This is a genomic window from Pseudodesulfovibrio tunisiensis (genome assembly GCF_022809775.1).
Lineage (GTDB): Bacteria > Desulfobacterota > Desulfovibrionia > Desulfovibrionales > Desulfovibrionaceae > Pseudodesulfovibrio > Pseudodesulfovibrio tunisiensis.
This window is the reverse complement of sequence record NZ_CP094380.1, coordinates 299,279-313,917: the sequence shown is the minus strand read 5'-3', so window position 1 is coordinate 313,917 and position 14,639 is coordinate 299,279. Positions and strand designations below refer to the sequence as shown.

Below are 14,639 nucleotides of genomic sequence, written 5' to 3'. Positions count from 1 at the left end.
TTGAAGAGTGTCATGGGAAGTCTGCAACAAGGTGGGCGGCATCCACACCGTGATCAGCAGCAAGGCGGCCGAAGCCATGCTCGCATTCAAGGGCCGCTACGTGGCCGTCGGCCCCCTGCTCGACCGCAACCCGGGATTCGAACCATGCGATCCACCCGGGGAAATCGTGCCGACGCTGGAACGCTTGCGCGCCAAGGGCATTGAAACCCGAACCGGGAAATGGGAAATCCCCGGCAGACCGTGGGCCGTGCTCATCGGCTTCCAGAATGCGTTTCCCGCCTCGGACAAGCTGCTTTTCCAACTCTGGAACGATTTCGGCGTGGATTCCATGACCGGGGCATGGGATTACATCGAGCCGGTGCTCTTCAGCACGGCCGCGGCCATGGCCATCAAGGAAACCTATGACGACGTGGCCGAAGTGGCGGACGTGTTTGCCCATTTCCACGAATGGATGTCCGGTGCGGGCGTGCTCTACCTGAAAAAGCACGCGCCCGGTGTATCCACGGTCCTGACCACGCACGCCACCATGTTGGGGCGCGCCATGTCCGGTTCCGGCACGGACATCTACCAGAGACTGGAAGAAATCGAACCGACCCTCGAAGCCAAGGCCGTGGGCGTGTCCGCCAAGCACTCCATGGAATCGGTCTCCGCGCGCGAGGCAGACTGCTTCACCACGGTGTCCAACATCACGCGCAGGGAAGCCTGCCACCTGCTGGGCACCAACCCGGCCGTGGTTACGGTCAACGGCTTCAATCTGGAAGGATTCGCCGAACCGGCCACGGTGGCCCAGACTCGCCGGGAGGCGCGCAAGCAATTGCTGGAACTGGCCTCCCGCTTTCTGGAACGGGAACTGGATCCGAAAAGGACCCTGCTTGTCGCCACAAGCGGGAGATATGAATTTCACAACAAGGGCATCGACCTGCTTCTGGACAGTCTGGCCGAAGTCGACGCTCGCCTTGCCAAGACGGAAACCGACATCACCGTGGTCTCCTTCATGCTGGTGAGCTGCGGATATGCCGGATTCAGCGACGAAGCGCGCAGGCTGCTCAAGGAGGAGCGGTACGGCATCGAAAAATACGCGGGAATCGCCACGCATCATCTGGGGAATGCGGACCATGATCCCATCGTGGCCCGCTGCCGGGAAAAGCAGCTGAACAACACGCCCGAAAACCGCTGCTGCGTGATTTTCATTCCGGTGTATCTGGATGGCAACGATGGCGTGCTCAATCTGGAATACTACGAGGCCCTGTCCGGCATGGACCTGACGGTCTTCCCTTCGTTTTACGAACCGTGGGGCTATACGCCCATGGAGAGTGCGGCGTTTTCCGTACCCACGGTCACATCCGACCGCGCCGGATTCGGACAGTGGATCATGGAGGAATTCCCGGACGGCAACCCCGGAGTTCACGTGCTCAACCGGCTGAAAGACGACTACGCCACGGCAGCGGCCAAGCTCGCGGATCATCTCCACGACTTCACGAGCTGGTCCGAGGATGAACGAATCGACCGCAGTGCCCGGGCGCGGGACGCTGCCGAGAAAGCCACATGGGAACACTTCTATCCCCGCTATGTCGAGGCGTATGAGCTGGCTGCGGAAATCCGCAAGGAACGCATTGCCGGGGTGCAGCGCATGGCGGCGGCTCCGGGCAAGGCGGTCAGCTTCTCCGGGGTCAACACCACCCAGCCACGCCTTCGGTCCTTCAATGTGGTCACCGAACTTCCCCCGGCGCTGACCCGACTCCGGGAGCTGGCCAACAATCTCTGGTGGGTCTGGCATCGCGATTCCCAGGAGCTCTTCGAATGGATGGATGCGGACAAATGGCATGAATGCGAACACAGCCCGATCCGCTTTCTGGACACCATGGACCGCGACAGGCTCAACCAGCTTTCCGGGGACATGGAATTCATGGCGCGCTTCACCGGCGTCATGGAACGATTCGACGCATACATGGCCGAATCGGATAACGCCGAATACAAGGGCATTACATGGCAGAACCCGATTTCCTACTTTTCCATGGAGTTCGGGCTGCATGAGGCCATTCCCATCTATTCCGGCGGACTGGGCCTGCTCGCAGGCGACCACATCAAGTCGGCCAGCGACCTGAACCTGCCGTTCATCGGCATTTCCCTGCTCTACAAGAACGGCTACTTCCACCAGCGCATCAACGGCAACGGAGAACAGGTGGTGGAATACCGCGAAAACAATTTCGCGGCCATGCCCATCACCCAGCTCCAGAAGGACGACACGGAACGGATTCTCGTCACCGTGGATATGCCGGGCCGCACCGTGTACGCCCAGATATGGGAAGTACGCGTGGGGCGCGCCAAGCTCTATCTGCTGGATACGGATGTGGCCGAGAACTCCCGCACGGACCGGGACATCGCCGCCCGATTGTACGAGCCATCCTCCAAGGGACGCATCGAACAGGAAATCGTGCTCGGCGTGGGCGGGGTCAGGCTGCTGAAGGCCCTGAACATCGAACCGAGCATCCATCATCTCAATGAAGGTCACTCCGCGTTCCTGCTCTTCGAACGCATCCGGCAGCTCATGTTTCTCGATGGTCTGGACTTTGCCACGGCCAAGGAAGTGGTGCGCGGCTCCACGGTATTCACCATGCACACCCCGGTCCCGGCGGGCAACGAACGATTCGAAAAGTCGCTGGTGGAGAACTATTTCCGGGGCTATGCCGAGGAAATGGGCGTGCCGTGGGACGCACTGTGGAACCTCGGCCACATCTATGCCGAGGAAGCCGACCATCTGAACATGACCGTGCTCGCGCTCCAGCTCTCCTGTCTCCGCAACGGCGTCAGCCGGTTGCACGGCGACGTGTCCCGGCGCATGTGGATGGACCTGTGGCGCGGTTTCCTGCTCGGCGAGGTCCCGGTCGGCCACATCACCAACGGCGTGCACATCCCGTCGTGGCTCGACGAGGAGCATCGCCACGCCATCGAGGAAAGCTGCGGCCTGTCCGTGCATCAGGAGCTTCTGCACGGCAACGGCTGGGACTGCATCGACTCGATCGACGACCGCCGTCTGTGGGACACCCATGTCCGGCTGAAACATCGGCTCTACGAGGAAATCCACCGCTCCGTCTCGGAACAGTGGCAACGCGAGGGCGAACCGCCGAACCGTCTCCGCCAATTCCTGTCCGCCCTGAATCCGGACCATCTGACCCTGTGCTTTGCCCGGCGATGCACCGCATACAAACGACCGACCCTGCTCTTCCACAACCTGAACAAGGTCAAGGAGATATTCCTGAATCAGGACAGACCCGTGAACATCATCTTTGCGGGCAAGGCGCATCCGGCGGATACCATCGGAGCCGGATTCATCAGTCTGATCAGCCGATTGGCCAAACAGGATGACATTCTGGGCCACGTGGTCTTTCTGGAAGGCTACGACATCCGGCTGGCCCGCCTGCTCGTCTCGGGCGCGGACGTGTGGCTCAACACGCCCATCCGGCTGATGGAAGCCAGCGGCACCAGCGGCATGAAGGCTGCGGTCAACGGCGTTCCCAATTGCAGCATTCTGGACGGCTGGTGGGACGAGGCCTACGACGGTCACAACGGCTGGGCCATCGGTCAGGGGCTTGTCTATGAAACGCAGGTCAATCAGGACATCGTGGACGCGGACAACATGTACGCGGTGCTGGAGAGCGAAGTGGCCCCGGAATACTACGACCGGGGCGGCGATGGAGTGCCCCACGCCTGGGTGCGCCGCATGAAGGAGGCCATGAAAAACGCCTTCCACCAGTACGGAACGCATCGCATGGTCCGGGAATACATGGACACCATGTACATTCCGGCTCTTAAGCTGTCCGCACAGCGCAACAGGAACGATCATGAACTGGCCCGGGAAATCGGGGAATGGCGCAAACGCATTCCGGGACGATTTTCCACCGTGACCATCAGGGAAATAAACGTGAGCGGCATTCATGGCGACGTATTCCGACTGGGCAATGCCATGACAGTCACGGCCAGGGTGGACAAGGGACAGCTTCTAGACAACGAACTGCTCGTGGAAATGGTGGTAGCCACTCCCGACGAGCAGACGATCATCGAATGCGTGCCCATGAGCCTCAAGCACAGCGAAGCCAATACATTGGAATTCGTTGCCGAATACGCCCCTTCATTCCCCGGAGAAAGTCGTTACGGGGTCAGAGTCATTCCCGTGCATCCCGGGCTGGGGGCCAAACACGAAACCCGACTGATACGCTGGAGCTAGTCCCGGACGAAAATGAAAAGGAAAAAGGCGATCCCGAATCCGGGATCGCCTTTTCTCGTGCAACAATCCACTGACATCGATCAGCGTATCAGGGTCACGTCCAGAATTTCGGGCGTTGCCGTGTGAATGCGAAATTCATGTCCGGCCACTTCGGCCAGAGGCGCGCCCAACGGGACGAGAATCCGTTCGCGCTGCACCACCCGGGGACGGCTTCCGCCGCACAATCGGCGCAGTTCGAACTCAAGCTGCATGCCCTGCTTGCCCATGTACCGCAAGACATACTGATTCTCGGTCTCGGGTATGACATGCGTGCGCCGCACACGACGAAACGTCACGTTCGCAGGCTCCACCCGCCCCTGAACCGACCGATATTTGCCGTGCAGGCCCGAGGGAAGATAGAACGTGGAGGCCAGGGTATCGTCCATTTCCAGCATGCCGAACACCCCGCCGAAAAGCAGGGTCTTGAACCAGCGGTCCACGCGCAGGCATTCGTAGGTCACATTGGAATAGCCGTCGAACACGATGGGCGTGTCGTCATCCAGCACGATGCGGAAATCCCGGGATGCGCGCATCTTGGGCAGCAGCAGGACCTCCTCGTCATAACGGCCCACGCGAAGCAGGTCCTCGCCCTGCTGCACGGATCGCCGCTCCCCGGGATGCAGCGTGGCAAACCGGACACGGCGCACTTCCACGTCGCGCCCCACGCCCATGAGGTCAACCTTGATGGGCACCACGCCCGGTTCCTCGGGCATCGGGGACACGATTGATACGGACGGAGTCTGCGTCCTGCCCTTGAGGGCCACGCAGCCGCAGACAAGCAGCAGAGCGAGAATCGCGGCCAGACTACGAGCCAAACGCACGCATTGCATAGGCAACCCGTTCCTCCACGTCATGCAGGTTTTCGATTGCGGCATCCACACAGTCAAGACGCGGCCGCAGTCCGGAAAGATTCGCTATCTGAATGGCCAATCCGGGGCGGGCATTGAGTTCCAGCATGAGCGGCCCCCTGTCCCGGTCCAGCACGAAATCCACGCCAAGATATCCCAGCCCGGTGACATCGTAGCCAAGAGAGGCCTGCCGCAACAGTTCGGTCCAGCCCGGAATGGCGACCCCGGCCACGGGCTTGAGCGTATCCGGATGCTGCTCCACGGTCCGATTCTTCCAGACCGCGGTCGTGGTCACGCCAGAAACAATATCCACGCCACATCCCATTGCGCCCTGATGCAGGTTGGCCTTGCCATCGGATTCCCGGGTGGGCAGCCGCAGCATGGCCATGACCGGCACGCCCTTGTACACGATGATGCGAATGTCCGGCACTCCCTGATACGCGATCTCGTCGAACACGGGATCGAACCGGACGCAGTATTCGATGAGCGCCTTGTCCGGCATGCCGCCCAGACTGTACATGCCGCTCAGGATGTTGGAGACGTGAAAGAATATCTCGTCCATGGCGACAAGGGAGTCGTCGGGCTTGCGGAATCGCGTTCCGAGCCGATCCGACACCACGAGAATGCCGTTGCCGCCCGAACCTCGGGCCGGCTTGACCACGAACGCGTCATGGCCTTCCAGCATGTGCGGCACGTCGCGCACCTCATGGGGAGCGCGCACCACGCCATAGAGTTCCGGCACATTCAGCCCGGCAGCCACGGCAAGCTCCTTGGTAATGAACTTGTCGTCCACCAGAGGATACCGCTCACGCGGATTGTTGGGCAGGACATAGTCCGCATTGCGGAGATTCATGCCCACGACTCCGGCCCGGGTCAGCCTTGCAAAGGGATTGCGCATGCCCCTACCTGTCCAGAAACGCCCTGAACCTGACAAGGTCCATGAGACGGTAGCCCGTGTACCGGCCCAGCAGCAGGGTCAGGGCCAGCAGCACGAGAAAGAGTTCCGGGAACACGAAAACCAGATGACCGACCAGATCGTTGATCATGACCACATACGTAAGCACGGCCACGCCCATGGTGCCGAGCGCCTGCCGGATCGCGTTCCACGGCCCGAGTTCGTCCCAGATCACGGAAATGCGCTCGATCGTCATGCTCAGGATGACCATGGGGAACAGGGTCACGGAAATGCCGCGCGGCATGCCCAGCTTGTAGCTGACAATGCTGATGCCCGCCATGAGCAGCACCACCACGATGAGTACGCTGGCCAGCCGGGGAACCAGCAGCAGCTTGAGATGCTCCAGATACAGGCGCACGGCCAGCCCCAGAATGATGACCAGTGAGAACAGGGTCAATCCCCAGACCAGTTCGGTCTCGCGAAAGGACAGGGCAATGAGCACGGGCATGAACGTGCCAAAGGTGGAAAAGCCGACGACATTGCGCAGAAACACGAGCAGGAGCGCGCCCACGGGAATGAGCAGAAGCATGTGGTACATGGCCTGCGCCCTTACGGGCAGGCCGAGCAGGGAATATTCCAGAAGCGGACTGCCGGTCGCGGACAAACGCTCGCTCACGTCGCCCATGGCTGCCATGGTGTCCTTGACCACGGACAGCCTGACCTCGGGATTTTTCACGCCCGAAGCCGCGAGCAAAGGCGCGTCGCCCCGCCACCACGGCACGAAATCGCGCGGGGTGGCAAATCTGTCCCGGGCCACATCGAACATGCGCCACTGGGTTCCGTCATGAATTTCCAGCCAGTGCCGGACCTCGGCTGCGCTGGTGGTAACCAGATCGATGCCGTGGACCGACTGGGCCGGAATGCCCGCAAGGCTCAGGACACGGACGGCCATGTTCACCGCCTCGAGCCGACTGTGCGCATCGCGCAGCAGATAGGTTGCATTGGGATCGCTGCCCGGATGCAGCAGCGCCTTCATGAGAAGGGGCACAAAGGTTTCCAGATCGGCGGACTCCATGCCCGCCTTGCTCAGGAGTGCGTCCGCGGCAGTGAGTTCCGCCGGAGAAAAGCCCGGATCGAACAACCGGGGCGGCTCCGAAGACGGAGTCCACGACCAGTTTCTTTCCGGACGCAACGTGGCATAATAGAAGATATCCTGCTTGCCAGAGGCCTTGCGTCTGGACCAGACAGCCTCGGCATTGCCGCTTCTGGTCACGGTATGCAACCCGAAGCGGCCACCGATGTAATGCTCGTCCGTGACCACGAAACCGGGTACGCGGTCCAGGGTCTGCAACCGAATCTTTGCCGGGCCGGACTGCGCCTCGAAATCCACGTGGGCCTCGACCTTCCAGAAGGCGGATGTCTGCCCCGGCAGCAACGGGAAACCGAGAAACCATACCTTGTAGGCAAACACGGAGAGTCCCACGCATGCCAGAAGCAGCACGAGGAACCGATGCTGAAAATTGTTCACGTCGGGTAATTCCTAATCGCTCCCCCGGATCGTCCGGAGCACGTTTTTGCGGGAGGCGTCCACCAGAACGCCGTGTGCGAGGTCCCGGCGGCCGACAAGCAGCCGGTAGTTGAAGTTGGACCGATCCGTCAGATTCATTTCCGTATCCAGCACCTTGCCCCCGAGCCGGAGCCTGACTGCCACCACGGTCCGCCGCTGATAGCCGTCCGGACGGCGCTTGATGCGCACATGACGCACAAAGGGACAGGTCATGGGGACCCGACTCCCGTCATCCGTCACAAACAGGAAATGAACCAGGCCCTTCTGCTCGTCTTCGCGAACCTCCTCGGCATGCAGCGACGAGGTGAGGGCTCCGGTGTCCAGTTTGGCGGCAACGGCCACGGACGATTCTTCCAGCGGCGAGGAAACAAGCACCTGCTCCACCCATCCCGCAACAAGAACCGAATCCTCGGCCAATGCCGCGCCGGGCCGGACAAGCGCAACCAACAGGCAACAGGTCATGAAAACTATTCCGATTCGCTGCATAGAGTCCTCCAGGCCAGCCAGACCTTTCGCCCGAACCTGTAGCCGAGCTTCCCAATCGAAGCAAGTCCGGCCACAACGAGATATTGCGCCCAAAACTGGCGAAAAGCATTGAAACAGGGTATCCCAATGGCAAAATCCGGCAACAGGCCGATGTCGGGTCGGACCGAGAGCCGCAGCACTCCCCCTTTTTCTCCCAAACACAGGAGAGCACCGTGAAAAACGTCTTCATCCTCAACGGACACGAGCATTACCCGTTTTCTCCGGGACGGCTGAACCGCACGCTGACGGAAATGGCCGAAGCCAATCTGCGCGAAAAAGGCCATGCGGTCAAAACAACCACCATGCTGAACGACTACGATGTGGAAGAGGAAGTGGAAAAGCACGTCTGGGCCGATGTCGTGATCCTTCAGGCCCCGGTGAACTGGATGGGCGTCCCCTGGAGCTGCAAGAAATACATGGACCTCGTCTACACCGGGGGCATCGACGGACGCCTGAGCGACGGCGACGGCCGCACGCGGCAGGACGGAAACAGGCAATACGGAACCGGCGGTTCGCTCCATGACCGGAAATACATGCTCTCGCTGACGTTCAACGCCCCGGCCGAAGCCTTTGAAAATCCATCGCAGGTCTTTTTTGCGGGCAGCAGCGTGGACGACCTGTTCCTGCCCGTGCATCTCAACTTCAAGTTCTTCGGCATGACGCCGCTCCCCACCTTTGCCTGCTTTGACGTGAAGAAGGCCCCGCAAATCGAAGCGGACCTGCAACGATTCACCGAACATCTGGACAGATTCCTTCCACCGGCCTCCTGACCGGAAACCGAAGACAGGAAAAAGCCCTTCCGGAAAAATTCCGGAAGGGCTTTTCTTCGTACTGAAATCACCACGCCATCTCGTCCCCGCCCACTGTGCGGCAACTCCTCACCGCCCTGCGAACGGTGTGCGGGACGCCGCACATCATCAAAATCCTCACGAATCACAAAACTCACAACATATCGTTTTTAAACGAATATTTTTTTGGAATCTTTTTGGTACGCTTCTTGTTTACTGGAGGGCGACATATGTCCAAGGACTTTTGAACAACCGACTCTCTCAGGAACACGACATGAAGAACACTTTTCGATTTCTGGTCATCGCAATGGCGCTGCTCATTGCGCTTCCGCAATCGGGCATGGCCGCGACAGACCCGCACGGCCTGTCTCCCGCTGCCGACATGACCTTCCTGCCGCATCTCGCGGGCCTCAGGAACAAGGTTTTCAAAAACCGCCTCGGACAGAAAAAACACTTGTCCGAGGCCATTGTCCTGCGTGGCAGCTCCATCAAGGACGGCAAGGGCATGGTGCCGGCCGGAGGTCTTTTCTACGTTTCCGAGACCTCGCACGATGCCAGACCGTTTGCCCGCGATCCCTTTCTGATGCTCGGCGAGCATACCTATCTGGTGGATATGGATGTCACCACCCGCAAGTTCGAAAACATCGCGCTGAACAAGGGCGACCGCAAGCCACTGGGCGACACCGGCTACCGTCTCTGGTTCGACTACTCCACCGACCATTACGACAAACCCTACGCCGAGCTGGCCCTGATTTCGCCCTCCGGCGGCTGGCCTCTGGAATTTCCCATTGCCACGGTCTTTCCCGGCCGCGAGGAAGTGCGCAAGCTTTCCCTCAAGGAAGGACTCAATCCCCAGCTCGAAAAATTCTATCTGGACAACACCTACCACTTCGGCGCGAGCAAGTACGTGGCCGAAAGGATCGACTTCGACGACGCAGTGTTCAAGTCGATCGAATTTCCCGAAATCACGCGTGCCACGTTCTCCCTGCAACGCCCCATCATTCTGGAAGTCCGGCAGGAAGACTACCGCGTGTACATGAACAAACGCATCTACGCCTTCCGTCGTCCGGACGGATTTCTGGTCCGGGTCACCAACCTGACCGGCAGCGAAGTGCTGGCCGAAAAGCTGATCAAGCCGGTTTCCGCACAGGAATACAAGACCAGCCAGAAAGAGAAGGCCAACTACCACCTGACCGTCCCGGAACTGGACATGCGCGTGGAAATCCACATGGACCCGACCTTTCTCAAGGATTCGGACTTCGTGCCCTGGTCCACCAGCAAATCCCACGGTCACGGCAGCGGCTATTTCTCCTTTGTTGTCTACCGGGATCTGGTGACCGTGGAAAATCACCAGCCATGGCCTCTGGACAACCGCTACAACGTGGTGCTCGAGCCCAATCTCAAAACCGGCATGCTGCAACGCCTGCTCATCGAGAATGCCGATCCCGTGGCCTTCGACAACGAGCACGACAGCTACGACGGCCCGATCAAGTATTCGGAAATCTGGAACCGTCCGGCCTTCAAGGTCGTGGCCAACGGATTCGACAAGGACGTGATCCGCAACCTGTACGTGCGCGACTATTACATGATGCGTACGGACAACATGGTGATCTGGGAAAAGGAAGGCCGTCTGGACATGGACTTCTTTCTCGGCTCCTCGCCCGTGCTGGAACCCATGATCGAACGCAGCTTCCTGACGCGTCTGGCGGATTCCTCCTTTGATACCGTGGTCGAGGAATCCCGATTCACTTCCTATCCCAAGGTCATTTCCAACAGCTCCTTCTACGAGCCTGATCACACCGCGCCGTTCGTGCCCCGTCTCAAGGGACTCAAGCGCAAGATTTCGCGCAACCGCAGCCGCGAACGTCTGCTGTCCGCCGAAGCCGTGATGATCCGCGGCAGCTACGTGGACTACAGGAACAACCGCATCGTGATTCCGCCCGCAGGCCTGTGCTACACCTCGCGCAACGCGCGCAACATCCGCACTCTGGCTGGCGAATCCTTCTTCATGCTGGGCAAGCGCGCCTATCTGGCGACCTTCTCATCCGGTACCTTTGTCCGCAAGAACCTGAACCTCGACTTCTGGAAGAACCAGCCCATGGGCGACGGCAACCTCATGTACTGGCAGGACGAACTGCTGGGCGTGCGCAACAAGGCCCTCCGCTATACCGGACACACCTATCTGGACGATCGCCCGGTAGCCTCCCTCAGCCTGATGAAGTACTCGGGCAACCGCTGGGGCGCGCACTTCTACGTGGCGCAGGGCTTCGACAAGAACGGCAACAACCGCTACTACATGCCCGAAGTCTTCTCCGAAGGCGCGACCTACATCGTGCCGGAATACGTGGGTTCCAACTACGTGAAGATCAAGGAATTCGGAACCCCGTCCATTCAGGGCATCAGCTTCACCTACCAAAAGCCCAAGGGCGTTTCCCTTGCTCCGGGCGAAACCGCCAAGCTCGGCAAGTACGTGCTCACCTGCACGGACATGAATGCCGAGGCAGGCACCATCAGCCTGACCCTGTCCGACAGGAAGGGCAACGAGATCGCATCCAGAGTTCTGGGACCCCTCGACGACGCTGCCCGCGAACTCCTGCCCCAGCATCAGGACGTGGCGCGCGCCATGCAGTTCAAGGTGGGCGACGTCATGGCCGAACTGGACATCAGAAAGCCCTTCGGGAAGGGCAAGGTCAATCTGTACCTGTTCACCAGAATTCAGGAACTGGAACGCGACACGCCCTTCGAGCATGATCCGCGCTTCATGGTCCGCCCGGACGTGTGCGGCCACTGCTACCAGCTCAACGAAGTGCTGCTCGACAACCCGGAACCCATCATTCTGGACAGGGATCATCCGGTCTACGAGGGCCCGAAAAACGCCAAGGGCGAGCCGCTGTTCACCATCGTGATCGACGACTTCGACGGCGAGATGATCCACGCATGGCACATCGAGACCCGGTACAAGAAGAAGAGCTACACCACGGACAATCTGGCCTTCCGCCCCAGAAACAACGTGGACGTGCTCGTGGGCGTCAACGGCACCATCGAGGGCTTCCTGCGCCTGTCCATGCTGCCCAGACTCGCCTACATGGACTACTGGCGCACCGGGCATCACGCCCCGGCCGAAAAGCTGAGCGGCTCGGTGAACACCGGCGGTTCCGCCCATATCCGCCGTTAGCGTTGCACTTCGAAGACAAACAACGAGAAACGATATGACGACAAACGCTTCCATCGAATACGACAAGACCAGACGGTCGATCTTCAGCGCGCTCTACGAGTTCAAGGCCGTGCTGCCCGGACTGCTGGCCATGCTGTTCATTGCCATCTTCAGCAACAACCTTGCGGGCGTACCCAATCCGTTCACCCTGCAGAACCTGTTCGCATGGCTGGACGGCGTGATCGGCCCGGTCAATCACCAGTCCTTCTTTCAGGTCATGAATTCCAACTTCGTATGGAATCCCCTGCTCATGGGACTGATCATCGGCAACGTGTTCGGCGTGCCCGACTGCTGGAAACGCGGCCTGAGCTACATTCACATGCTCATGCCGCTGGGCATCATCATGCTGGCCCCGCATTTCATGCTCGGCCATGCAGCCAAGCTCGGCGCGGTGCCCATCCTGATCTGCACCGGCTCCCTGTTCCTGACCGCCACCGTGGTGCTCTACGTGTCCAGACTGCTCAAGCTGGACGACCGTCAGGGTTCCATCATCGCAGGCGGACTGGCAACGGGCGATCCGCATGCCTGCGCCATTCTCATGCCCCTGATCAAGGCCAAGGGCGGTCAGGTGGTCAACTCCGTGGCCTGCGTGATCGGCTTCGGACTCATTGCCATGAACATTCTGCCCTTTCTGGGCGAATGGATCGGCATCCCGGCCAAATACTTCGGACTGGCAACGGCAACGACCATCGGCAACGGTGCTCAGTCCCTGTATGCGGCCTTCGGCCACAGCTATGAGGCCGGACGCTACGCCACATGGTTCGATGTGGGCCGCCACGTGATCATGCCCGCAGGTTTTCTGTACGTATTCATCGTGATGTTCGTGCGCAAGCTGCGCAATCGCGACAACGAAAAAGTACTGGCAACCCGGGGCATCAAGTCCTTCCCGATCTGGCTCGGCGTGTTCGTGTTCATGTGGATTCTGACCTGTTTGCACGTGTTCAGGGAACCTGCGCATCATGCCATCTTCAACATGGTGCAATGGGACTTCTCCCTTGCCGCCGCGGCTCTGGGCCTGAGCATCCCCCTTCGCGAGATCACCCGGCACGGCTTCAAGGGATTCGCCGTGACCTGCATCGCGGGCACGGTCCGCATCGCGGTGCTGCTTGCCGTCATCCTGATCTGCGTCAAGACCGGCCTGCTGCCGGAATAAAGGAGCCTCAATCATGCAATGCAACACGCACAGCACCGACGAATCCGGTTTCGACTACATGGCCAATACCGGCCGGGAGGAACAGGACCGGGACACTCTGGGCATCGTCTTCGCCCTGGCCGTCATCGTGATCATCACCGCAAGCCAGTATCTGGGCATGCTCTAGGAGGAACATCATGCACGGCATATACTACATAACCGAACCGACCCTTGCCGCCTTTCTGGTTCTGGCCTCGACCGCAGCCCTGTACATGGGCGCATTCAAGGCGCACAAGTCGACCGCGTCCCTTGTGAAGAAGGCTTTTTCCGGCATTGCCAGCGGAACCGTTTCCGCTCTGGCCTGGTTTTTCATGTACAGCCACCAGCATCTCGGCTGGTAACCATACGGAGGTAAGACAATGAAACGATTCATCATGCTCCTGACTCTGGTCCTGACCCTGTCCCTTGCAGCCGCACCGGCCTTTGCCGGGGACAATTCCGGCAAACTCAACCTGAACAAGGCCACCGTGGAGCAGCTCGCGGAAATCCCCGGTCTGAATCAGGACATGGCGGAAAAGATCATAGAGCTGCGCGACGAAAACGAGGAATTCGTGGACATGGAAGAGCTTCTGGACGTCGACGGCATGGACAACACCCTGCTGCGCAAGCTGGACAAGCACCTGTTCATCGAACCCGCTTCGGACTGCAACTGCTAGGGGAACGCGCATGAACCGCCTGTGTATCGGAATAGCGGCAACCGCCCTGACCCTCTCCATGGCCGGAGCCGCCAACGCCGAACTGTTCGGCGACTACGTGGGCTACACTGCCTGCGTCCAATGCCACGCGGACAAGGTTGAGGGGTGGAAGACCACCCCTCACGCCAATGCTTTCGACGACCTCAGGAAGCAGGGAGAAGAAAAGCAGTCCGTGCCGGGATGCGTTCGCTGCCATGTCGTGGGCATGGATGGCGACGGTGGGTTCATGGACATGGACCTGACCCCGGAGCTCAAGGATGTCCAGTGCGAATCCTGTCACGGCCCGGGCCGAATGCACGTCGAGTCCGAAGACCCTGCCGACATCATTGGCAAGCCCGACGAAGCCAGTTGCCGCACCTGTCACACCGAAGGACAGGACAGGAACTTCGACTACACGGAAAAATCCCGGTTCGTGCACGGCGCATCCGGGCAAGGAGAATGAATCCATGCTGAAAAAGGCCACGATACTGGCGCTGGTTTTCCGCCTGCTCTTCGCTGCATCGGCAATGGCGGCCCCGAACCTGACCATCAGCGAAACAAGAGTTGATTTCGGTTCCATGACCGAAGGGCCGGTTGCCTCGAAGACCGTGACCCTGACCAACGTGAGCAGGGAGGTTGTCACGATCCAGAACGTGACCACATCCTGAAGCT

13 protein-coding genes are annotated in these 14,639 nt (G+C 59.9%); 9 read left to right on the top strand and 4 right to left on the bottom strand.

Going from position 1 to position 14,639, the window contains the following annotated elements:
• The first annotated feature begins 7 nt into the window (after positions 1-7).
• Positions 8-4,225 carry an alpha-glucan family phosphorylase gene (glgP, locus tag MPN23_RS01580; RefSeq protein WP_243545719.1) on the top strand — a complete coding sequence of 1,406 codons (4,218 nt, stop codon included), beginning with the start codon at positions 8-10 and terminating at the stop codon, positions 4,223-4,225.
• Between the two features lie 80 nt (positions 4,226-4,305).
• Here glgP and MPN23_RS01575 read toward each other — a convergent pair whose 3' ends face one another.
• The 4 genes from MPN23_RS01575 to MPN23_RS01560 are packed head-to-tail and all read right to left on the bottom strand — an operon-like array spanning position 4,306 to position 8,060.
• Positions 4,306-5,094: a hypothetical protein gene (locus MPN23_RS01575; RefSeq protein ID WP_243545718.1), complete on the bottom strand. Its 789-nt coding sequence runs from the start codon at positions 5,092-5,094 to the stop codon at positions 4,306-4,308.
• Positions 5,069-6,010 carry an alpha-L-glutamate ligase-like protein gene (locus MPN23_RS01570; RefSeq protein ID WP_243545717.1) on the bottom strand — a complete coding sequence of 314 codons (942 nt, stop codon included), beginning with the start codon at positions 6,008-6,010 and terminating at the stop codon, positions 5,069-5,071. The genes MPN23_RS01575 and MPN23_RS01570 overlap by 26 nt, the downstream gene beginning before the upstream one ends.
• A gap of 4 nt (positions 6,011-6,014) precedes the next feature.
• Positions 6,015-7,535 carry an inactive transglutaminase family protein gene (locus MPN23_RS01565; RefSeq protein ID WP_243545716.1) on the bottom strand — a complete coding sequence of 507 codons (1,521 nt, stop codon included), beginning with the start codon at positions 7,533-7,535 and terminating at the stop codon, positions 6,015-6,017.
• A gap of 12 nt (positions 7,536-7,547) precedes the next feature.
• A complete protein-coding gene (locus tag MPN23_RS01560) occupies positions 7,548-8,060 on the bottom strand; it encodes an ATP-dependent zinc protease family protein (RefSeq protein ID WP_243545715.1) in 513 nt (170 codons plus the stop codon).
• Positions 8,061-8,272: 212 nt separating this feature from the next.
• On the opposite strand from MPN23_RS01560, the gene MPN23_RS01555 reads away from it, so the two are divergent.
• From MPN23_RS01555 to MPN23_RS01520, 8 genes are all read left to right on the top strand, one after another.
• Entirely contained in the window at positions 8,273-8,869 is a 597-nt protein-coding gene (locus tag MPN23_RS01555; RefSeq protein ID WP_243545714.1) for an NAD(P)H-dependent oxidoreductase, read from the top strand.
• A 292-nt stretch (positions 8,870-9,161) separates the two neighbouring features.
• Positions 9,162-12,062: a hypothetical protein gene (locus tag MPN23_RS01550; RefSeq protein WP_243545713.1), complete on the top strand. Its 2,901-nt coding sequence runs from the start codon at positions 9,162-9,164 to the stop codon at positions 12,060-12,062.
• A gap of 34 nt (positions 12,063-12,096) precedes the next feature.
• A complete protein-coding gene (locus MPN23_RS01545) occupies positions 12,097-13,254 on the top strand; it encodes a putative sulfate exporter family transporter (RefSeq protein ID WP_243545712.1) in 1,158 nt (385 codons plus the stop codon).
• Positions 13,255-13,267: 13 nt separating this feature from the next.
• Positions 13,268-13,420: a hypothetical protein gene (locus MPN23_RS01540; protein ID WP_243545711.1), complete on the top strand. Its 153-nt coding sequence runs from the start codon at positions 13,268-13,270 to the stop codon at positions 13,418-13,420.
• Between the two features lie 10 nt (positions 13,421-13,430).
• Complete coding sequence (locus MPN23_RS01535; RefSeq protein ID WP_243545710.1) at positions 13,431-13,634, top strand: hypothetical protein; 204 nt, start codon at positions 13,431-13,433, stop codon at positions 13,632-13,634.
• 18 nt (positions 13,635-13,652) lie between these two features.
• On the top strand, positions 13,653-13,949 hold the full coding sequence (locus tag MPN23_RS01530) for a ComEA family DNA-binding protein (RefSeq protein WP_243545709.1): 297 nt from the start codon (positions 13,653-13,655) through the stop codon (positions 13,947-13,949).
• A gap of 10 nt (positions 13,950-13,959) precedes the next feature.
• The gene (locus MPN23_RS01525) at positions 13,960-14,430 is read left to right on the top strand and encodes a cytochrome c family protein (RefSeq protein WP_243545708.1); all 471 of its coding nucleotides are present in this window, start codon (positions 13,960-13,962) and stop codon (positions 14,428-14,430) included.
• Positions 14,431-14,434: 4 nt separating this feature from the next.
• Positions 14,435-14,635: a DUF1573 domain-containing protein gene (locus tag MPN23_RS01520; protein ID WP_243545707.1), complete on the top strand. Its 201-nt coding sequence runs from the start codon at positions 14,435-14,437 to the stop codon at positions 14,633-14,635.
• The last annotated feature ends 4 nt before the right edge of the window (positions 14,636-14,639 follow it).